This window comes from Pseudophaeobacter sp. 1A09344 (genome assembly GCF_041008745.1).
GTDB classification, from domain to species: Bacteria; Pseudomonadota; Alphaproteobacteria; order Rhodobacterales; family Rhodobacteraceae; genus Phycobacter; species Phycobacter gallaeciensis_A.
The window spans coordinates 304,705-324,448 of the sequence record NZ_JAXGFS010000003.1; the positions used below are offsets into that span (position 1 = coordinate 304,705).

Annotated in this window: 22 protein-coding genes; 17 read left to right on the forward strand and 5 right to left on the reverse strand. The window is 64.7% G+C overall.

The window, feature by feature from the left end:
- Positions 1-104: 104 nt before the first annotated feature.
- Entirely contained in the window at positions 105-2,300 is a 2,196-nt protein-coding gene (locus tag SM765_RS07120; RefSeq protein ID WP_274837635.1) for a primosomal protein N', read from the forward strand.
- Between the two features lie 64 nt (positions 2,301-2,364).
- On the opposite strand, the gene SM765_RS07125 is transcribed toward SM765_RS07120, so the two are convergent.
- The 4 genes from SM765_RS07125 to SM765_RS07140 form a co-directional block, all read right to left on the reverse strand.
- Positions 2,365-3,144 (reverse strand): anti-sigma factor family protein, encoded by a 780-nt coding sequence (locus SM765_RS07125; protein ID WP_065272659.1) that lies wholly within the window; start codon positions 3,142-3,144, stop codon positions 2,365-2,367.
- Positions 3,141-3,665: a sigma-70 family RNA polymerase sigma factor gene (locus tag SM765_RS07130; protein WP_274831320.1), complete on the reverse strand. Its 525-nt coding sequence runs from the start codon at positions 3,663-3,665 to the stop codon at positions 3,141-3,143. The genes SM765_RS07125 and SM765_RS07130 overlap by 4 nt, the downstream gene beginning before the upstream one ends.
- 31 nt (positions 3,666-3,696) lie before the next feature.
- Positions 3,697-4,074, reverse strand: coding sequence for a COG4315 family predicted lipoprotein (locus SM765_RS07135; RefSeq protein ID WP_274837636.1), 378 nt, complete (start codon positions 4,072-4,074; stop codon positions 3,697-3,699).
- A gap of 97 nt (positions 4,075-4,171) precedes the next feature.
- Positions 4,172-5,233 (reverse strand): YeeE/YedE family protein, encoded by a 1,062-nt coding sequence (locus tag SM765_RS07140; RefSeq protein WP_274827723.1) that lies wholly within the window; start codon positions 5,231-5,233, stop codon positions 4,172-4,174.
- 129 nt (positions 5,234-5,362) lie between these two features.
- Here SM765_RS07140 and SM765_RS07145 point away from each other — a divergent pair, with 129 nt between their 5' ends.
- From SM765_RS07145 to SM765_RS07155, 3 genes are all read left to right on the forward strand, one after another.
- Complete coding sequence (locus tag SM765_RS07145; protein WP_274837637.1) at positions 5,363-6,598, forward strand: MFS transporter; 1,236 nt, start codon at positions 5,363-5,365, stop codon at positions 6,596-6,598.
- A gap of 125 nt (positions 6,599-6,723) precedes the next feature.
- Entirely contained in the window at positions 6,724-7,596 is an 873-nt protein-coding gene (locus SM765_RS07150) for a 50S ribosomal protein L11 methyltransferase (RefSeq protein ID WP_065272664.1), read from the forward strand.
- Between the two features lie 110 nt (positions 7,597-7,706).
- On the forward strand, positions 7,707-8,051 hold the full coding sequence (locus SM765_RS07155; protein WP_274827725.1) for a hypothetical protein: 345 nt from the start codon (positions 7,707-7,709) through the stop codon (positions 8,049-8,051).
- Between the two features lie 163 nt (positions 8,052-8,214).
- Here SM765_RS07155 and SM765_RS07160 read toward each other — a convergent pair whose 3' ends face one another.
- Positions 8,215-8,433 (reverse strand): DUF1127 domain-containing protein, encoded by a 219-nt coding sequence (locus tag SM765_RS07160; RefSeq protein ID WP_274831317.1) that lies wholly within the window; start codon positions 8,431-8,433, stop codon positions 8,215-8,217.
- A gap of 349 nt (positions 8,434-8,782) precedes the next feature.
- Here SM765_RS07160 and ruvC point away from each other — a divergent pair, with 349 nt between their 5' ends.
- From ruvC to tilS, 13 genes are all read left to right on the forward strand, one after another.
- On the forward strand, positions 8,783-9,280 hold the full coding sequence (gene ruvC, locus SM765_RS07165) for a crossover junction endodeoxyribonuclease RuvC (RefSeq protein ID WP_065272667.1): 498 nt from the start codon (positions 8,783-8,785) through the stop codon (positions 9,278-9,280).
- Complete coding sequence (gene ruvA, locus SM765_RS07170; protein WP_274834518.1) at positions 9,277-9,969, forward strand: Holliday junction branch migration protein RuvA; 693 nt, start codon at positions 9,277-9,279, stop codon at positions 9,967-9,969. The genes ruvC and ruvA overlap by 4 nt, the downstream gene beginning before the upstream one ends.
- Before the next feature lie 137 nt (positions 9,970-10,106).
- Positions 10,107-11,138 carry a Holliday junction branch migration DNA helicase RuvB gene (ruvB, locus tag SM765_RS07175; protein WP_274827841.1) on the forward strand — a complete coding sequence of 344 codons (1,032 nt, stop codon included), beginning with the start codon at positions 10,107-10,109 and terminating at the stop codon, positions 11,136-11,138.
- Positions 11,139-11,475: 337 nt separating this feature from the next.
- Positions 11,476-12,135 (forward strand): hypothetical protein, encoded by a 660-nt coding sequence (locus SM765_RS07180; protein WP_274834698.1) that lies wholly within the window; start codon positions 11,476-11,478, stop codon positions 12,133-12,135.
- 17 nt (positions 12,136-12,152) lie between these two features.
- The gene (gene thpR / locus SM765_RS07185; RefSeq protein WP_274834517.1) at positions 12,153-12,710 is read left to right on the forward strand and encodes an RNA 2',3'-cyclic phosphodiesterase; all 558 of its coding nucleotides are present in this window, start codon (positions 12,153-12,155) and stop codon (positions 12,708-12,710) included.
- A 67-nt stretch (positions 12,711-12,777) separates the two neighbouring features.
- Entirely contained in the window at positions 12,778-13,164 is a 387-nt protein-coding gene (gene ybgC / locus SM765_RS07190) for a tol-pal system-associated acyl-CoA thioesterase (protein ID WP_274834516.1), read from the forward strand.
- 107 nt (positions 13,165-13,271) lie between these two features.
- Positions 13,272-13,967 carry a protein TolQ gene (gene tolQ / locus SM765_RS07195; protein WP_065272673.1) on the forward strand — a complete coding sequence of 232 codons (696 nt, stop codon included), beginning with the start codon at positions 13,272-13,274 and terminating at the stop codon, positions 13,965-13,967.
- Positions 13,968-13,970: 3 nt separating this feature from the next.
- A complete protein-coding gene (tolR, locus tag SM765_RS07200; RefSeq protein ID WP_274837638.1) occupies positions 13,971-14,489 on the forward strand; it encodes a protein TolR in 519 nt (172 codons plus the stop codon).
- Between the two features lie 15 nt (positions 14,490-14,504).
- Positions 14,505-15,650: an energy transducer TonB gene (locus SM765_RS07205; protein ID WP_274834515.1), complete on the forward strand. Its 1,146-nt coding sequence runs from the start codon at positions 14,505-14,507 to the stop codon at positions 15,648-15,650.
- Positions 15,647-16,987, forward strand: a complete 1,341-nt coding sequence (gene tolB, locus SM765_RS07210) for a Tol-Pal system beta propeller repeat protein TolB (RefSeq protein ID WP_274837639.1) — start codon at positions 15,647-15,649, stop codon at positions 16,985-16,987. Before SM765_RS07205 ends, tolB begins: the two co-directional genes overlap by 4 nt.
- A 108-nt stretch (positions 16,988-17,095) precedes the next feature.
- Positions 17,096-17,602, forward strand: a complete 507-nt coding sequence (gene pal, locus SM765_RS07215) for a peptidoglycan-associated lipoprotein Pal (RefSeq protein ID WP_065272677.1) — start codon at positions 17,096-17,098, stop codon at positions 17,600-17,602.
- Between the two features lie 4 nt (positions 17,603-17,606).
- Positions 17,607-18,452: a tol-pal system protein YbgF gene (gene ybgF, locus SM765_RS07220; protein ID WP_274837640.1), complete on the forward strand. Its 846-nt coding sequence runs from the start codon at positions 17,607-17,609 to the stop codon at positions 18,450-18,452.
- Positions 18,449-19,702, forward strand: a complete 1,254-nt coding sequence (tilS, locus tag SM765_RS07225; RefSeq protein ID WP_274841269.1) for a tRNA lysidine(34) synthetase TilS — start codon at positions 18,449-18,451, stop codon at positions 19,700-19,702. The genes ybgF and tilS overlap by 4 nt, the downstream gene beginning before the upstream one ends.
- Positions 19,703-19,744: the final 42 nt, after the last annotated feature.

The following is a 19,744-nucleotide window of genomic DNA, read 5'->3' on the forward strand; positions in this document are numbered from 1 at the left end:
TGATTGGGCTAGCCTTTACCTCATGGGGGAGGCATTAAAAAGCCCCGGCGGTTTTGCAGGGACACTTTGCACGGACAATTTGCAAGGGCACAAGGTAGGTAGCGGTGAGCGATCAGGAGCATTTCGAAGCAGGAGAGCGGGTGGCGGTGCTGACCACGCAGCCGCTTGACCGGCTTCTGGATTACCGCGCCCCCGAGGGCGGTTGTTTCCTCGGTGCCTATGTCGAGGTGCCGCTGGGGCCGCGCAAGGTGCTGGGCGTGGTCTGGGGGCCGGGCGCGGGCGATTTTGATTCGTCGAAACTGCGCAGCGTGACCCGTGTGCTGGATGTGGCGCCGATGCGCAGCGAAATGCGCGCCTTTCTGGGAAAGGCCGCCGATTACACCCTGACGCCGATGCCCGCGATGCTGCGGCTGGCGAGCCGGGCGCCGGGGCTGTCCGATCCGCCCTCGATGCGCAAGATCCTGCGCCGCGGCGATCAAGAGCCGGACCGGATGACCGATGCCCGCGCCCGGGTTTTGGACGCGATGGAGGAATTTGGCGGGCTGGCTTTCACCGCCAAGGAACTGGCCGATATGGCGGGCGTGACCCCGTCGGTGGTCAAGGGGCTCGTAAAACAGGGCGCCCTGCGCGAGGAGGAAACCCCGCGCGATCTGCCCTATCCGAATCTGGACCCCGATCTGCCGGGCAAGGCGCTGACCGACGATCAGGCGGCAGCAGCGGCGGCGCTGGAAGAGGGCGTCAAAAGCGGCGCCTATGGCACCACGCTGCTGAAAGGTGTCACCGGATCGGGCAAAACCGAGGTTTATCTGGAAGCGGTGGCGGCGGCCTTGCGCGCCGGGCGGCAGGCGCTGGTCCTGTTGCCCGAGATCGCGCTGACAGCGGAGTTTCTGAAACGGGTCGAAGCGCGGTTCGGCGCCACCCCGGCGGAATGGCATTCCGGCGCCACCATGACCGAACGCCGACGGGTCTGGCGCATGGTGGGGCAGGGCAAGGCGCAGCTGGTGATCGGCGCTCGCTCGGCGCTGTTCCTGCCGTACCGGAACCTAGGGCTGATCATCGTCGATGAGGAACACGATACCTCTTACAAGCAGGAGGATGGCGTTCTCTACAATGCCCGCGACATGGCGGTGCTGCGCGCGGCCATGTGTTCGGCGCAGGTGGTATTGGCCTCGGCCACGCCGAGCCTTGAAACCTGGGCCAACGCCGACGCAGGCAAGTACAAGCGGCTGGATCTGACCTCGCGCTTTGGCGCCTCGGTGCTGCCGGAGATGCGCGCGGTGGATATGCGGGCCGAGGATCTGCTGCCCTCGACCTGGATCTCTCCGACGCTGAAATACGCCATGAAGGCGCGGCTGGAGCGGGGGGAACAGTCGCTGTTGTTCCTCAACCGGCGGGGATTTGCGCCTGTAACCATCTGCCGGGCCTGCGGCGCACAGGTGGCCTGCGATCACTGCGACAGCCGCATGGTCGAGCACCGGTTCCTGAAACGGCTGATGTGCCACCAATGCGGTGAGACGAAACCGGTGCCCGAGGTCTGTCCATCGTGTCAGGTCGAAGGCAAGATGGCCCCCGTCGGCCCCGGGATCGAACGGCTGGGAGAGGAGGCAGCGGCGCTGTTTCCCGAAGCGCGCATCGCGGTTCTCAGCTCGGATCTGTTTGGGTCGGCCCGCGCGCTGAAGCAGCGGATCGAGGAGATTGCGGCGGGGGAGGCGGATATTATCCTCGGCACGCAATTGGTGGCCAAGGGGCATAACTTTCCGCTGCTGACGCTGGTGGGCGTGATCGATGCGGACCTGGGTCTGCAGGGGTCTGACCTGCGCGCAGCAGAGCGGACATTCCAGCTGATGCGGCAGGTAGCGGGGCGTGCCGGGCGGGCGGAAAAGCCAGGCGAGGCTCTGCTTCAGACCTTTCAGCCCGAACATCCGGTGATCCGGGCGATCCTGTCGGGGGACGAGGAGGCCTTCTGGAAGGCTGAGGCGGCTGAACGGCAGGCCGCCGGGGTGCCGCCCTTTGGCCGTATGGCGGGGATCATCCTGTCGGGATCGGATCTGGCGCAGGTCTTTGATCTTGGCGAAACGCTGGCGCGCAACGATGGTGCCCTGCGCCAGATCGGCGCGCAGCTGTTCGGCCCGGCCCCCGCGCCCATCGCCCGGGTCCGGGGCCGCCACCGGGTGCGGCTTCTGGTGAAGGTGGCCAAGGGCGCGCCATTGCAAGAGGCCATCGCCCGCTGGATCGCGCCGGTGCGCCCCAAAGGCGATCTGCGCCTCAGCGTCGATATCGACCCGCAGAGTTTCTTTTAGGGCACGGGGCCTTCTTGCTCCCTTGCGTACACCGCTTTTCGCTGACCGATATGGTCACGAAAAGTCAGAGCAGCTGATCATAGGCCTTCTCGGCCAGTGTGCGCAGGTGATCACGTGGCATCTGGCCGACCACCGCATAGCCCAGCGGGCCATCCTGCCAGTAAAGGCCCTGTGTTGCTCCTTCACCAGCGTAACGGAAGGCGCTGTCGCCGCCGGAATGCTGGGGGGCAATATAAAGGGTAATCCGGGTGCCTGCGTCGTTTTCGTACATGAAAAGCCCGGCCGTTCCGTCCTCGGACGGTAGAACCCGGCCGCCCATCAGCGCAAAACCGGAGGCCGCGAGGTCGGGTGGAACCAGCGGGGCGCCGACGCGTTTTGAGATCCAGCTTTCCAGATGGTCGCGCTGACTGGCGGGCACTTCGACCGGGTGCACCACCTCGACCACATAGGTGTCATGAGCCTTGAGCGCGGCCTGTGCCAGATCATTGCCAGACGTCATGGGAGCCAGCGCGCCGCGCCCGATCCAGCCGCCAAGCCCGCCAAGTGTCAGAAGACCCACCATTGCCGCCACGCGTGCCGGGGCGCGAAAGGGCGAGCGCGGCGCGGTTGCAGGGGCGGGGCGGCGCAGAATATCGGTCAGGGCCTCGGGCGTGGGCTCCTCCGGTTCGGGGAAGAGCATCCGCAATTCCTCGTCCTGCTGCGCCCAGTCGGCGAGCCGTGTCTGTGCCGTGGGGTCGGCTGCGATCCGCTCGGTAAGCGCGGCGCGCGCGGCCTCGTCCAGTTCGCCGTGGTGATAGGCGAGCAGCTCATCATCGCTCAGCGGGGTGTCGGGATGGGTGGTCATCGGTTGGGTCTTCCGGTTGGTTTCGGTGCGGCGGACGTTGCGCCGCCGCGGCCGGTCATGGTGCGCAGGCTGGCGCGGGCCCGGGCCAGCCGTGACATCAGCGTGCCGCGCGGAATGTCGAGCATGGTCGCGGCCTCGTCGAATGTGGCGCCATCAAGCGCCACAAGCAACAGAGCGCGGCGCTGGTCCTCGGGCAGCCGGGCGATGGCAGCCTCGGTTTCACGCAGCGCCATATGGGCCTCCTGTCCTGCCGGGCGCGAGGGTTCGCTTGGCAGCTCGTCGACGGCGATCAGGTGGCCAGGCCGTGGGGCCCGGCGCATCAGGTCGCGGTGGCGGTTGATCAGGATGCGGAACAACCAGGCTCGCAGCGCGCCATCGGGACGGCGCTGATGCAGCTTGGCCACGGCCCGTTCGAGGCAATCCTGGACAAGATCGTCGCCCGCCTCGGCGTCGCGCATCAGCGCATGGGCGTAGCGGCGCAGTGCCGGGATCTGGGCTTCGATCTTGTCCAAGTCGGTCATGGGAGGGGGGGACCTTCGGGCCGGGGCGCGCCTACGGGCGGGCGAGGTGCCAGACGCCCTTGACGCCGTCACCGGTGATATCGCCGGACTTGGCATCTTTGAACCATGTGTAGAGCGGCTTGCCCTCGTGGGTCCACTGGCGGGAGCCATCGGCGCGCAGGATGATGCCAAAGGCGCCCTGCGGTCGGGCCTTGCTGCTGGCCTCCAGCGGCGGCCATTTCGTGGCGCAATCGCCATAGCAGTTGGAAACGGCGGCTGTGTCCTTGTCGAAGGTATAAAGCGACATGCCGCTGCCGTCGGTCAGGATCGCGCCCTTGGCGCTGTCGCCGCTCTGGATCGCGGTAGCAGCCTGTACGACTGAGCCGATCATGGCTGCGGCGATAACGGCGATAGGGAAGGTGAAGCGCATCTTTTGGTCCTTTCGTCTAAGATCGTACCGGTCCGTTGCGACCGGCAGATAATAAGACGCGCCTGCGCGAGAAATAATCCCGCTGACCTACAAATTTTTATGCGGTCACCGTCCGGCCCGGCTGATCGATAAGGAAATCGGTCAGCATCGCTCCGATCCACATGCAGAACAGCGCCAGCCAGGCGGTGCCGGCAAAGATCGACCCGCCGGTGACGCCTGCGCCGATGGCGCAGCCACCCGCCAGCATGCCCCCAAACCCCATCAGCGCCGCGCCGATCATCGCCTTGCGCATGGTGACGGCGCCGTCAAAGGCCTGGATCCTCATCTCTCCGGACAGGGCAGCGGCCAGCATCGCGCCGATAAAGACGCCCGGCACCAGGCCCACGTCGAATTCAAGAATGGCGTTGCGGTCGAGGAAGAACATCAGGGTATGGGCCGAGGGGCCGGTGAAGGTGGCACTTTCGATCTGCACCGGGTCAAAGGCGACGAGGCTGAGCTCATAGGTCAGCACCCAGCCCATGGCGACGGCAAACCCCACGCCCGAGGCAAAGATCAGCCGCGCCGCGCCGATACGGTTGCGACGCGACAGCCAGAGCGCCAGCACAGCAATCGCCGCGCCAAGGGCCAGACCGCCCCATTCCGGTAGGCCAAAGGTGGCAAGAAGATCCATGTTGCGCCCGCCGGATGTAACCCAGAGCCCGGCCAGCCGGTCGCGCAGCGGTGACAGCACGCCCGAAAGGCTCATCTGTGCCACGACGGCAAAGATCAGCCCGGACACGACCGAGCGCAGGTTGCCGGTGGCCGCCAGCACCAGAAGTCGCCCCGAGCAGCCCCGCGCCAGCACCATGCCAGCGCCAAAGATCAGACCGCCGATCACCGCGCCGGACCAGCTGCCCGGCACCGCCATCATCCGCGCATCCGCTGCATTCATCAGCCCCAGTAGCTGCGCCGCCTGCACCCAGACCACGGCGGTAGAGAAGGTCAGCAGCCAGACCGCCACCTTGTCCTCCATCCGGCCGCGCGCGAATTCCACCGTGGCCGCGCGCAGGCAAAAGCGGGAGCGCTGCGCCGCAACACCAAAGGTCAGCCCGGTGAGCAAACCGAACAGGGCCGCCGTCGGGGCCTCTCCGATGCCTTCTACAAGTGAAACCAGATCCATTGCGCGCCTCCCGATCTATGCACGCATCGTAATATGTATAAAATTACCCGGCTGCATTGATGCAGATCAGATGTGCAGGGGCGGTTTTGCTCTCGCCAGAGCGGGCAAAGGGGCGTACATGCTTGACCCATGTTCAATCCCATCCCGATAGAGACCGCGCGCAACATGCCGCGCTGGCGTCGCCCGACCACTCTGTTGTTCGTCATGGCGCTATGTATGCCGATTGCCTTCAATGCCTGGAATGCGCTGCTCAACAACTTTGTCATCGAGGTGGCTCAGTTCGACGGCGCCGATATCGGCCTGCTTCACACGGTGCGGGAAATCCCAGGATTTCTGGCCATCGGGGTGATCGCAGTGATCCTGCTGGTGCGTGAACAGGTGTTGGGGCTGGTGTCGCTGATGCTCCTCGGTGCGGCGACAGCGGTGACCGCCTGGTTCCCCTCGCTGGGCGGGATCCTGACCATCACCATGCTGTCCTCGATCGGGTTTCACTACTACGAGACGGTGAACCAGTCGTTGCAGCTGCAATGGCTGCCAAAGGCACGGGCGCCGCAGATCCTGGGCTGGCTTCTGGCCGCTGGATCGGCGGCGACGCTGGTTGTCTATGGGTTGATTGTCCTGTTGTGGGAGCCGCTGAACCTCAGCTACAACGTCGTTTTCATGAGCGCAGGCGGGGTGACGACGCTGCTGGCGCTGGTTTGCCTCATGGTCTATCCGCAATTCGAGGCACCGCACCCGCAGGTCAAAAAGTTGATCCTGCGCCGCCGCTACTGGCTCTATTATGCGCTGCAATTCATGGCCGGAGCGCGGCGGCAGATCTTTGTCGTCTTTGCCGGCTTCATGATGGTCGAGAAATTTGGGTTCGAGGTGCATGAAGTCACCGCCCTGTTCCTGATCAACCTGGTGATCAACATGACCGTGGCGCCGCTGCTGGGCCGGTTTGTCGCTAAGTTCGGTGAACGGCGAACCCTGATCTTTGAATACGCCGGGCTGGCCGTGGTCTTTGCCATGTATGGCGGCATCTACTGGTTCGGTTGGGGCGTCGTTCTGGCGGCGACGCTTTATGTCATCGATCACGTGCTGTTTGCGCTGGCGCTGGCGCTGAAGACCTATTTTCAGAAAATCGCTGATCCCGGCGATATCGCCCCCACCGCAGCGGTTGCCTTTACCATCAACCATATCGCGGCGGTCTTCCTGCCGGTCCTGCTTGGTCTATTGTGGGTGATCTCTCCGGCCGCGGTCTTTGCGCTGGCGGCGGCGATGGCGTTGATCTCGCTGACGCTGGCCTGCCTGATCCCGCGCCATCCCGAGCCGGGCAACGAGACGGTGTTCAGCAAGTTCACCGCTGCCGCCCCGGCCGAGTAAAGGCGAGACATTGGAGGGGAAGGCCGTGCGCAGTGCGTGGTCGGGCCGGTCGGCCTGCGCGCCTTACGCTTGACGGGACCGTCTGCGGGGCCTAGGCGCTGTACAGCACATCCTGGAGACCCGCCATGCCCACTTTCACCGCCCTGACCACCCTCACCGGAAAAGCCAAAGCCGAGGCGCTGGGCGATGCGATGGAACGTCTGACCCCGGAACCCACCGGTGTCGGCGTTTTCGAGGTCGAGGATGGATCGGGCCTGTGGGAGGTTGGCGGCTATTTCACCGAAGCCCCGGATGAGGCCGGTCTTGCGCTGCTGGCAGCGATGCATGAGGCGAAACCCTTTGCCGTCTCTGAACTGCCGGAAACCGACTGGGTCGCCCATGTGCGCCGGGAACTCGCTCCGGTCGAGGCCGGGCGGTTCTTCGTCTACGGCAGCCACGATGCGGATAAGGTGCCGGGGGACAAGATCCCGCTCCTGATTGAGGCGGCAATGGCATTCGGCACCGGCCACCACGGCACCACGTTGGGCTGTCTTCGGGCGCTGGATCATCTGATCGACACCGGATTTACTGGCGCCAAGGTGGCCGACATCGGCTGCGGCACTGCGGTTCTGGCCATGGCAGCGGCGCGGGTCTGGGATGGGCAGTTCATGGCCAGCGATATCGATCAGGTCGCTGTCGAGGTCGCCGAGGCGAACCTCAAGGCCAATGACATGGGCGGGCAGGTGACCTGTCTTGAGGCCGCAGGCTTTGATCACCCGGATCTGAAGGCGGTGGCGCCCTATGATCTGATTTTTGCCAATATCCTGAAAGGCCCGCTTGTGGCGCTGTCGCCGGATATCGCCGCGAACCTGCGCAAGGACGGCTTTGCCATCCTGTCGGGCATCCTCAACGAGCAGGCGGACGATGTGATCGCGGTCTACGCAGAGAACGGTCTGACCCTGCGGCGGCGGGATGAAATCGGTGAATGGACGACGCTCTTGCTGCAGAAAGAGAGCTGATTGAGCTAAGTTTGCCTCTTATTTTAAGTATCCGCCCAAAACTTGCCACATTTCGCGCGCATACTGCCTCAATCGCTGGTGGGGGCCAGTAGGTTTTGGGGGCTCGTGTTATGGGCAAGCAACATCAAGAATTCCAGGCGCGTCTGCGGCGCCTTGAAGGCAAGCACAACGACATGTCTGCTGGCTATTCCGCCCGGGTGCGCTCGGACGGTCTGATCGTGGTGGCACCGCGCCAGATACGCTCGCGGATCACACCGCGAGCGGTGGTGTTTTTCCTCTGTGCCTTTTTCCTGTTCAAGGGTTTCCTGATGGCGGCGCTGGGGTTCGCCAGCTACGACGCACGGGTGGCTGACCTGTCCAAAGGGGTCGCGGTCGAGCGGGCCGGTGCCTTTCTGATGCAAGCCGAGCCTGTGTCCATGTTGATCGGCGAAAAACTCCGTCCCTATCTGCACTGAACTGCATTGTTGCGCATTTTCCCTGCCCGCCTTTTTGGGTTGTGGCGGAGGCAGTCGAAATATCCCCGAACACAAATGAAAAACGCCGCAGACCGGGTGGCCTGCGGCGTGATGCTGTGCGCCCTGAGGGAAATGAAAGCGCCAGCCAGATCAGATGGGGTCTTCAGAAGACCGGTTTGCCCTCTGCAATGTCGTCGATGTCGCCGCGGCACATGCCGATGTCGGACAGCTCGCGGTCGCTGAGTGCGGAGAGCGCGTTGCGGGTCACGCGCGCATCATTCCAGGCCACGGCAGAGGCCAGAGTGGTGGTCAGAAGGCCGCCGATACGGCCAAACAGGCCGACGGAGCCATAGGTGGTGCGGGTGGTGTCGAATGCAGCCATATCCTTGTCCTCTTGGGTATGTGTTACTGTGATGCGCCGTGTGACGTTAATCGGCAGGTAGAGGCGAAATCCGTCGGCAGCAAGGTCGATTTTTGCATGGCCCCATGCAAATTTTGCATGGCTTTTGGCCTTGTAAATAAGGGCTCTCCTCCGTTTTGCAGTGTTTACGCCAGCGGATGTCGCAGCCCGACATCGAGAGGGCGTTTTCGAACCCGAATTTACCGATTTGCGCCGTCTCCGGTGTTCGCGCCCCTGGGTGGCCCAAGGCGAAAGCGTTTGGATATGTTCGCCTTTTGTGCTAGTGGATCTTCAAAACAATTCGAAGCAATGAGCAGGGACCGGTCACAGCATGCGGATTTTGGGAATCGACCCGGGGCTGCGGACCCTCGGTTGGGGCGTTATCGAATCGCAGGGCACGCGCCTGTCGCATGTGGCGAACGGGCTGTGCCAGTCAGATGGGGATGATCTGGGAGAGCGGCTCTTGTCGCTCCACAATCAGGTCAGCGAGGTGATCGCGGCCTACCGTCCAGATCAGGCGGCCATCGAACAGACCTTCGTGAACAAGGACGGTGCAGGGACGCTGAAATTGGGGCAGGCGCGCGGCGTTGCGCTGTTGACCCTGGCCAAGGCCGGTCTGCCGGTGGGGGAATATGCGCCCAACCGGGTGAAGAAGACGGTGGTTGGCGTCGGACATGCGGACAAGGGGCAGATCCTGCATATGGTCAAACTGCAACTGCCCGGCTGCGCGCCCAAGGGCGCGGATGCCGCAGATGCGCTGGCGATTGCCATCTGTCACGCCTATTACGGGGGCACGCAGCAGCGGGTCCTGAAGGAGGTGCGGGCATGATTGGAAAACTCACCGGACGGTTGGAGTACCGCGCCCAGGACCACGTGCTGATCGACGTGCGCGGCGTTGGCTATATCGTCTATTGTTCGGATCGGACCATGGCGGCGCTGCCCGGCGTCGGAGAGGCGGTTGCGCTTTACACCGAACTCCTGGTGCGCGAGGACCTGATGCAGCTGTTCGGGTTTACTTCGCTGGTGGAAAAGGAATGGCATCGGCTGCTGACCTCGGTGCAGGGGGTCGGGGCGAAGGTCTCGCTGGCCATCCTCAGCGCGCTGGGGCCAGATGGGGTTAGCCGCGCCATTGCGCTTGGCGACTGGGCAGCGGTCAAGGCCGCCAAGGGGGTCGGTCCCAAGACCGCGCAGCGCATCGTGCTCGATCTGAAGGACAAGGCGCCCGGCGTGATGGCCATGGGCGGGACCGTCACCGAGGCAATGGACGGGCCTGAGCTGGACGCGGTGGTGGAAACGGGCGAACCCGCCCCCGCGGCAAAACCCGTGCGCAAGAAACAGCAGAAACAGCCCAGCGGAGCTGCTGCGGCCTCGGCCGGGGCGCTGTCTGCGCTGGGGAACCTTGGCTATGGGCCGTCGGATGCCGCCGCTGCCGTGGCCGAGGCCGCAGCAGCAGAGCCGGAAGCCGGAGAGGCGGAGCTGATCCGCGCCGCGCTGCGCCTGCTGGCGCCGAAAGGGTGAACGAAGAATGGCAGTGAAGCACAAAGCGCAGTGCCCGGCCGCTGGTGGAAACGAAGTGCCCGCCTGGAGGGGCGGCCGGGCACTGTCCGGCCTGTCAGCCGGACGGGAGCGTGCGAATAATAGCCTGCGAGGCCGAAATGATTGACGCCGATCCGACTCTGCGCCCCGATCCATTGCCCGAAGACGGTGCAGGCGATGGCGACCGTGCCCTGCGCCCGCAGGGGCTGGGCGAGTTTATCGGTCAGGCCGAAGCGCGTGCCAACCTGCGCGTCTTTATCGAAAGCGCCCGCCGCCGCGGCGAGGCGATGGACCATACGCTGTTTCACGGGCCTCCCGGCCTTGGTAAGACGACGCTGGCGCAGATCGTGGCGCGCGAGCTGGGCGTCAACTTTCGCATGACCTCTGGCCCGGTGCTGGCCAAGGCAGGCGATCTGGCCGCGATCCTCACCAATCTGGAGGCGCGGGACGTCCTGTTCATCGATGAGATCCACCGGCTGAACCCGGCGGTGGAGGAGGTGCTTTACCCGGCGATGGAGGATTTCGAGCTGGATCTCGTCATCGGTGAAGGGCCGGCGGCCCGCACCGTGCGGATCGAGCTGCAGCCCTTTACCCTGGTTGGGGCCACCACCCGGATGGGCCTGCTGACCACACCGCTGCGCGACCGGTTCGGTATCCCTACCCGGCTGCAGTTTTATACCGTGGAGGAGCTGCACGAGATCGTCACCCGCAACGCCCGCAAGCTGGGCGCCCCGGCGGATGAGGCTGGCGCGCGGGAGATCGCGCGGCGCGCCCGCGGCACCCCCAGGATCGCCGGGCGGCTCTTGCGCCGCGTGGTGGACTTCGCGGTGGTCGAGGGCGATGGCACGATCACCCGGGAGCTGGCCGATGGCGCGCTGACCCGGCTTGGTGTCGATAATCTGGGCCTAGATGGCGCCGATCGCCGTTACCTGCGGCTGATTGCCGAGAATTATTCGGGCGGTCCGGTGGGCATCGAAACCCTGTCGGCGGCGTTGAGCGAAAGCCGTGATGCGCTGGAAGAGGTGATCGAGCCCTTCCTGTTGCAGCAGGGGCTGATCCAGCGCACGCCGCGTGGTCGGATGCTGGCGCAGAAGGCCTGGACGCATCTGGGGATTGCGCCACCGAAATCGCAGAGTGATCTGTTTTCTTGAAGGGGCGGGGCGCCGCTATGGCGGCGCAATAACTTGCTGAGAGGTTCCTGAAGGACAGGTCTGTCCCTCAGGAACCTTTTCTATTGTGTGTTCCCCTTTTCCGCCTCAAGGGTGAACCACGCGTACCGCGTGGCCGCTGGCGCGTCCCTTGACCCGAAAAAGGGGCGTGCGCGGATGGCGCAACCGCGCCGCGACAGCGGCGCCGGGCCCAAAGCCGGTCAGGATCATCGGCGCAGCCGGGGTCCTGCGGGCGCGGGAGCTGCCCCTTGCCGTTCAGCTTTCTTGCAGGCATAGACGGCCCCGATGCGAGACTGGGATGACCGACGGAGCCGCCATCATGACACTGGACCTGACACCGGAGCAGATCGAAGCGCTGTTTTCCCGCCCCGGCGGCGGCTATGCCTTTGCCCGCTGGGGCCGACCGATTGCACCTATCGTCTTTGGCGTCGAAGAGGAGACGCTGAAGACCGTAAAGGGCGCGCTGGAAGCTGTGGTAACGCTGGCAGGGCACCAGATGGCCGAAACCGACCCGGAACTGGGCGCCAATCTGATGTTCTTTTTCTTCCGCGAGTGGGATGAGCTTCTGGAAGTTCCGGATCTGGGCCGTCTGATCCCGGATCTGGATCCTCTGGTGGCGCGGCTCAAGGCGGCGAATGCCAGCCAGTATCGCGCATTCCGGTTTGACGATCAGGGGGCCATCCAGGCCGGGTTCGTCTTCCTGCGGATGAAAGGCGAACTGGCGCGGATGCCTGCGGAAACCCTGGCGCTGACGCAGGCGGTGCAGGTGATGCTGATGTGGGGCGAGGGCGCCTTTGCCGATAGGTCCCCGCTGGCGGTGCTGCCGGAAACCGGCGCGACCATCCTGCGTCCGGAGATCGCCGGGGTGATCGCCGCCGCCTATGACCGGATGATGCCGGTGGCTGCGGATGATGCATCGCACGCGCTGCGCCTGTTTGCGCGTCTTCAGGCGCCGCCGCCGCACACACCGGTTCAGTAACGGGGGAGGTCAGCGCCATGCGGTCCTTTGTCGGGCTGTCACTGCCAGAGGAGGCCATTCTGGCGCTGGAGACCCTGCAAGAGGAGATCCCGGTGGGGCGCGTGGTGCCTGGGGACAATTTGCATCTGACGCTGGCCTTTCTGGACGATCAGCCCGATTTCGCACTGCAGCTGCTGCATGAAGAGCTGACGCGGATTGCGGCGGTGCCCTTGAGGTTGCGGATCACTGGGCTGGATCTGTTTGGCGGTCGTGTGCCGCGTATCCTTTTTGCTGCGGTTGCACCGGATCCCGACCTGTCCCGGTTGCGCGATCAGGTGCGGCGGGCAGCAGAGCGGGCGGAGATCGACCTGCCGCGCGAAAGGTTCCGCCCGCATATCACCCTTGCCCGGTTTCCCCGCCAGATGCCGGAGCACAGGGCGCAGCGCCTTGGCGCCTTCCTGCAGGCGCAGGGGGATTTCTCGCTGCCAGAGATGCAGATCGACCGGATGGCGCTGTTCCGCTCGACCCTGACGCCGGATGGTGCGCGCTATGAGGTGCTGGCGGACTACCCCTTGGAAGATCCCGCACCGTCATAAAGGCCGGGGGCTTGCTGGCCTGAGGGGGGCGCCCTAGGGTGCGGGCAAGAGCGAGAAAGGGCAGATCATGACGCATGAATTCCCGTTACAGGTCTACTATGAAGACACCGACATGGGCGGGATCGTCTATCACGCCAACTACCTGCGCTATATCGAGCGGGCGCGCAGCGACTGGGTGCGCAAGCTTGGCAATGACCAGAATGCCATGCGCGATGCGGGTCTCATCTGGGTGGTGCAGCGGATCGAAGCCGATTACCTGGCGCCTGCCAAGTTCGAAGATGAGCTGGTGGTGGAAACCGAGGTGGAAAAACTGACCGGGGCGCGGCTTACGATGCGGCAGCTGGTGCGGCGCGGCGACACGCCCCTGTTCAAGGCGGTGGTCACGGCGGTCTGTGTCACCGCGGCGGATGGCCGTCCCACACGCCTGCCGGCAGAGATTCGCGCATTGCTCTAGGCTGGGGCCTCTGTCACGCCTGTTTCATTGGCTTTTCCGTGTGAACTGCGCTAGCGTTGCCTCAATCAAGGCCGCAGGCAGATGGCCGGAAACGATAGAGCAGGCAAATGGAAGCAGAAACTCTGGCGCTGGCGCAGGAGATTGATTTCTCTATGTGGGGCCTATTCGCGCGGGCCACGATCACCGTGAAACTGGTGATGCTGATGCTGATCGCCGCCTCGGTATGGTCCTGGGGCATCATCATCCAGAAGATCATCAACTATCGCAAGGCACGGGCCGAAGCGGCGGATTTTGAAGCGGCCTTTTGGTCGGGTGAGCCTCTGGACGGGCTGTTCGATCAGCTGGGGCCGGATCCGGCCGGGCCATCGGGGCGGATCTTTGCTGCTGGCATGGCGGAATGGCGCCGCAGCCACCGTAGCGATGGCGGGCTGATACCCGGGGCGCAGGCGCGCATCGACCGGTCGATGGATGTGGCCATCGCCAAGGAGGCAGAAACCCTGCAAAGCGGGTTGCCAGTGCTGGCCACCGTCGGTTCCACGGCGCCCTTTATCGGTCTTTTCGGCACCGTCTGGGGTATCATGACTGCCTTTATCGAAATCGCCGAACAGCAGAACACCAACCTTGCCGTTGTCGCGCCGGGTATTGCCGAGGCGCTGATGGCAACGGGCCTTGGCCTTCTGGCCGCCATCCCGGCGGTGATCTTCTACAACAAGCTGAGCGCGGACAGTGACCGGATCCTTGGCGGCTATGAAGCCTTTGCCGATGAATTCGCTACCATTCTCAGCCGTCAGCTGGATTCCTGAGCCATGGGCGCCGCTGTTCAACAGTCGTCTTCGGGATCGGGCGGGCGCCGCCGGGGCCGCCGTCGCGGCCGGGTGCAGCCGATGGCCGAAATCAACGTCACGCCCTTTGTAGATGTGATGCTGGTGCTCTTGATCATCTTCATGGTGGCCGCGCCGCTGATGACGGTGGGTGTGCCGGTGGATCTGCCGAAAACCGCTGCCGGCGCCTTGCCTGGCGATGAGGAAGAGCCGCTGACCGTCACCATGACCGCAGGCGGCGATATCCAGATCCAGACCACCTCGGTGGCGCGGGATGACCTGGTGGTGAAACTGCGCGCCATCGCGGCCGAGCGCAGCTCTGACCGGGTCTATCTGCGCGCCGATGGGGCGATTGCCTATAGCGATGTCATGCAGATCATGGGGGCGCTCAATGCGGGCGGCTTTTCCAACGTGGGCCTGGTGACTGACGTGGGTGGTCCGGCGCTGGATGGTGCAACTGCGGGTGCGGCAGATGGCGGGTCGGGCAGCGGCCCGGATCAATAGGCGGGGGCACGACGCGTGCAGACCGGAACCAAGATCTCTCTTGCGGGGCATGGGCTGCTGCTGAGCTGGGTCGCATTTGGCGCCTGGTTCCCGTCCGAGCCGTTGCCGTTCGAGGTGCAGGAGGTCTCTCTGATCAGTGCCGAGGAATTCGAGCGCCTCAGCCAGACGCGGCAGGCGCCGCAGGTGGCGCCCGAGGCCAGCACGCTGCAGCCGCCGCAGGAAAGTGCCGCGCCGGAGGTGTCCTTGCCGCCACAGCAGCGGCCAGAGCCGGAGCCCCCCACACCCGAACCCCTGTCCCCGCCAATCCCCGACCCGGTGGTGGCAGAAACGCCCGAACAGCCCCCGGAACCTGCCGAACCCGAGGTGCCGGACACGGCGCCCGGCGTGCCTGAGCCGCCGGAGACAACGGCGTTGGTGGCGCCGCAGCCCGACGTGCAGCAGCAGCGCCCGGTGGACCGGGTCGCCCCGGTGCCGGTGGCCCCGCCCGAGCCGGACACGGCAGTGGATGAGATCGAACAGCCCGAAATCGCCCCCGACGTCGGTGCCGAGACAGAGCAGGAAGTCCAGGAGGCCACCGCCCCCGAGGCCGCCAGCGACCGTATCGTGACCGAAGAGAACGAAAGCGACGAGCAGACCGTGACCGCGCCCGAGCAGTCCCTGCGGCCCCGTGGGCGCCCGATACGCCGCGCGGCGGCGCCGGAGCCGGAGCCTGAAGCGGCGTCGACGCCGGTTGAGACCGAAGACACCCAGCCGCAGGTGGACCCTTCTGCTGTGGAGGATGCGCTTGCCGCTGCGCTGTCCGGCGGCGCGGATGTTGAGGCGCCGGAACCCTCTGGCCCGCCGCTGACCTCGGGCGAAAAAGACGCCCTGCGGGTCGCGGTGTCGCAATGCTGGAATGTCGGCTCGCTGTCGACTGAGGCGCTGAAGACCACCGTGGTCGTGGGTGTCACCCTCGCGCAGGATGGCAAACCCGACAGCGGCTCGATCCGGATGCTGTCCAGCACCGGCGGATCGGCAACGGCGGCAAAACAGGCATATGAGGCCGCCCGGCGGGCAATTATCCGCTGCGGTTCACGAGGATTTCAACTTCCCCCTGAAAAATATGCGCAATGGCGTGATATTGAGATGACATTCAATCCCGAAAGGATGCGGATCAAATGAAGACCTATCTGGCACGCCTGGCTCTGATTGGCCTGACAATCTGCGGCGCCGTTCTGGCGCTGAACGGGTCTGCCTTGGCGCAAAACGGGCCGTTGCGGATCGAGATCGATCAGGGCGTGATCGAGCCCTTGCCCTATGCGGTGCCCGATTTCATTCCAGACGACCCGGCAGCGCGCGAATACGCGGCGCAGATTGCCCGGGTGGTGGCTGCGGATCTGAGCGGCACTGGCCTGTTCCGCGAGGTTCCGGCCTCGGCGCATATTTCCAAGGTTGCCGCCTTTGACGACGCTGTGAAGTTCGCCGATTGGAAGGCCGTCAATGCGCAGGCGCTGATCACCGGCGCAGTCAGCGTCAAGGGAAAGCGTCTGACCGTGCGCTTCCGCGCCTATGATGTCTTTTCCGAAGGCGAGCTTGGCGGCGGGTTGCAGTTTTCCGGCACCACCGATGGCTGGCGGCGCATGGCGCACAAGGTGGCCGATGCCGTCTACAGCCGGATCACGGGCGAAGGCGGCTATTTCGACAGCCGGGTGGTATTTGTGTCTGAGACCGGCCCCAAGAACGACCGCCGCAAACGGCTGGCGATCATGGATTATGATGGCGCCAATGTGCAGTATCTGACCAACAGCGATGCCATCGTGCTGGCGCCGCGGTTTTCGCCTACCGGCGACCGGGTGCTTTATACCAGTTACGAGACCGGCTTTCCGCAGATCCACGTGCTGGACGTGGGTAAGGTGCAGCGCCGCATCCTGTCGGCGGACGATGGCATCATGAGCTTTGCTCCGCGTTTCGCCCCCGATGGGCGCACGGTGGTCTATTCACAGTCCCAGGGCGGCAATACCGACATCTTCACCATGGATATCGCCAGCGGAAAACGCACCCGCCTGACCAACGCACCGTCGATCGAAACGGCGCCTTCCTATTCGCCGGATGGCAGCCAGATCGTGTTTGAAAGCGACCGCTCTGGCGCGCCGCAGCTCTACGTGATGCCCGCCGCGGGCGGCGCGGCGCGGCGGATCAGTTTTGGCACCGGGCGCTATGGCACGCCGGTGTGGTCGCCGCGCGGCGATCTCATCGCCTTTACCAAGCAAAGCAAGGGCCGTTTCCATATCGGCGTCATGCGCACCGATGGCAGCGAGGAGCGCCTGCTGACGGCATCCTTCCTGGATGAGGGGCCGACCTGGTCGCCCAATGGCCGGGTGATCATGTTCACCCGCGAAACCCAGGGGGCGAGTGGCCGGGCGCTGCTCTATTCAGTGGATATCACCGGGCGCAACCTGAAGCCGGTCCGCACCCCTGACGGGGCATCGGATCCGGCCTGGTCGCCGCTGCAGAACTGAGGCCCGGACCGTAACGCGATGGTCAACTGGGCATAAATACCGGCATGGCTGCCTGATCCGACATGTGGTAGGCTGCCAGCAAGAAACGTAAAGGGGTAGGGAATGAGCATGAGCGGTTTCAAAAAGGCACTTCTGGTGGTCGCGGCCCTCGGGGTTGCAGGCTGTAGCAACGCCTCCTGGGACGACACCAGGTTCGGGGATGGCAGCGGCGCGGGCGCCGGTGCAGCGGGATCGGTTTCAGATCCCACCAGCCCGGCTTATTTCCAGCAGGCCATCGGTGACCGGGTGCTGTTCGCGGTGGATCAGTCCAGCCTGTCGCCTGCCGCCGAAGAGGTCCTGCGCGGGCAGGCGGGTTGGCTGCTGACCAATACCGATTACAACGTCACGATCCAGGGCCACGCGGATGAGCAGGGCACCCGCGAGTACAACCTTGCGCTTGGTGCGCGCCGGGCCAATTCGGCGCGGGAGTTCCTGATTTCCCAAGGGGTTGCGGGCAACCGGATCCAGGTGGTCAGCTATGGCAAGGAACGCCCGCTTGAGATCTGTTCGGCCGAAAGCTGCTATGCCAAGAACCGCCGCGCCGTGACCGTTCTGGCCAGCGGCCTGACGGGGTAAGGCGATGCAGCTGCCCCGCCGGATCCGCGCCACCCTGATTGCCTCGGCCGCCGTTGCAGCGCTGTTCGGGTCGCTGCCCGCAGCAGCGCAGGACCAGCAGACACTTGCCGATATCCGGCAGGAGCTGACCGTCTTGCACGTGGAAATCCAGCGTCTGACGCGCGAATTGTCCACCACCGGCGCACCTGCCACCAATCTGGCAGGCAGTTCGGTGCTGGACCGGGTCGAGGCGATCGAGACCGAGCTGCAGCGCCTGACCGCCCAGACTGAACAACTGGAATACCGCATCAACCGGATCGTTGCCGATGGCACCAACCGCATTGGCGATCTGGAGTTCCGACTGGTCGAACTGGAAGGCGGTGACATCAGCGCTCTGGGTGAAACCTCGACGCTGGGCGGGGACACCGAAGCGGCAAGCATCGAGACTTCTGTGCCGGTTCCTGTGCCGGGTGATGCCAGCGAGTTGGCGGTGGGCGAGCGCGCCGATTTCGATGCGGCCAAGCAGGCGCTGGACGAAGGCAGCTATCAGGACGCCGCCGAGAAATTCGCGGCCTTCAATGCCGCTTATCCGGGTAGCCCGTTGGCGGCAAAGGCCGATTTCCATCGCGGCAAGGCGATGGATGGTCTGGGCGACACGCGTGAGGCGGCGCGGGCCTATCTGGCGTCCTTTACCGGCGATGCGGTTGGCCCGATGGCGCCCGAGGCGTTGTTCGAACTGGGTGCCGCTCTTGGCCGGTTGGGCCAGCGCGATCAGGCCTGCATCACCCTCTCTGAAGTCAACGCACGGTTCCCCGGCAATGATACGGTGGCCCGTGCCGAGGCGGAGATGGCCACGCTGGGCTGTTCTTGACGCAAGACGCGGCGGATATCATTGCAGGCGTTCGCGCCCAGATCCCACACCCCCTGCCAGAGCGGCTGGGGGTTGCCGTTTCCGGGGGGAGCGACTCGGTTGCGCTTCTTCACATCTTACACCGCGCTTTGACTCCCGAAGGGGTGCAACTCTACGCGGTCACGGTGGACCACGGATTGCGCGCGGCCTCGGCCGCCGAGGCTGAAGGCGTTGCGGCGCTGGCCACGGGCCTTGGACTTTCACACGATATTCTGCACTGGGCCGAGGGACCCGGCGTCGGCAATCTGCAGGATCAGGCCCGGCAGGCCCGCTATGGTCTGCTGCGGGAGTGGGCGCGTAGCAAAGGCATCGCGGCACTGGCGCTGGGTCATACGGCAGACGATCAGGCGGAAACCGTGCTGATGCGGCTGACGCGGGCCTCTGGCGTGGATGGATTGTCAGCAATGTCCGCCGTGCGGCAGCTTGAGGATCTGACGCTGCTGCGTCCGCTCTTGTCATTGCGCCGGGCGGATCTGCGAGATTACCTGCGCGCCGAAGGCGTGCCTTGGGTCGACGATCCGTCAAATGAGGACAGGCGATTCGACCGGGTGCGGTTGCGCCAGGCCCTGCCGATGCTGGAAGAGTTGGGTCTGAGCGTCGAGGCGCTGTCGCTTGTTGCAAAAAATATGCAACAGGCGCGGCAAACGCTTGATCACTATGCACTATCGGCGGCGCAGGAGGGATTTTCGTTTCAGGCGGGCGCTGTGGCGGTAGAGCGGGCGTATTTTGCGGGACTGCCGGATGAAATCGCTCACCGGTTGCTGCGGGCGGCGCTGCAATGGGTTTCTGGCGGCACCTATCCGCCGCGGCGCGCGCCGATGATGGCAGCGCTGGAAACCGCCCGTACCGGCGGTTCGGCTACCCTTGCTGGTGGGCGCATCCTGTGCCGCCGGGGCCGTGTCTGGATCTGCCGCGAAGCGCAGGCCGTACGTGGCCAGATCGCGGAACCCGGTGAGGTCTGGGATGGGCGGTGGGGAATTAATTGCGTAAAATCAGATGATTGTCAGGTGCGTGCCCTTGGGGCAGAGGGGCTGCAGCTCTGTCCGGATTGGCGGGAAACCGGTCTGCCCGGACCAGTGCTGGAGGTCACCCCTGCTTTGTGGCGCGGGGCCGATCTGGTTGCCGCACCGCTGGTGAGACCGGCGCCGGGATGTACGGCAGAGCTGACCTGCAGCGAAGAAGAGTTCTTTGCATCCTTTTTATCGCATTGAACCTGACCGAATGTTCCCTATTTTAAGCGCAACGTGGGCGAT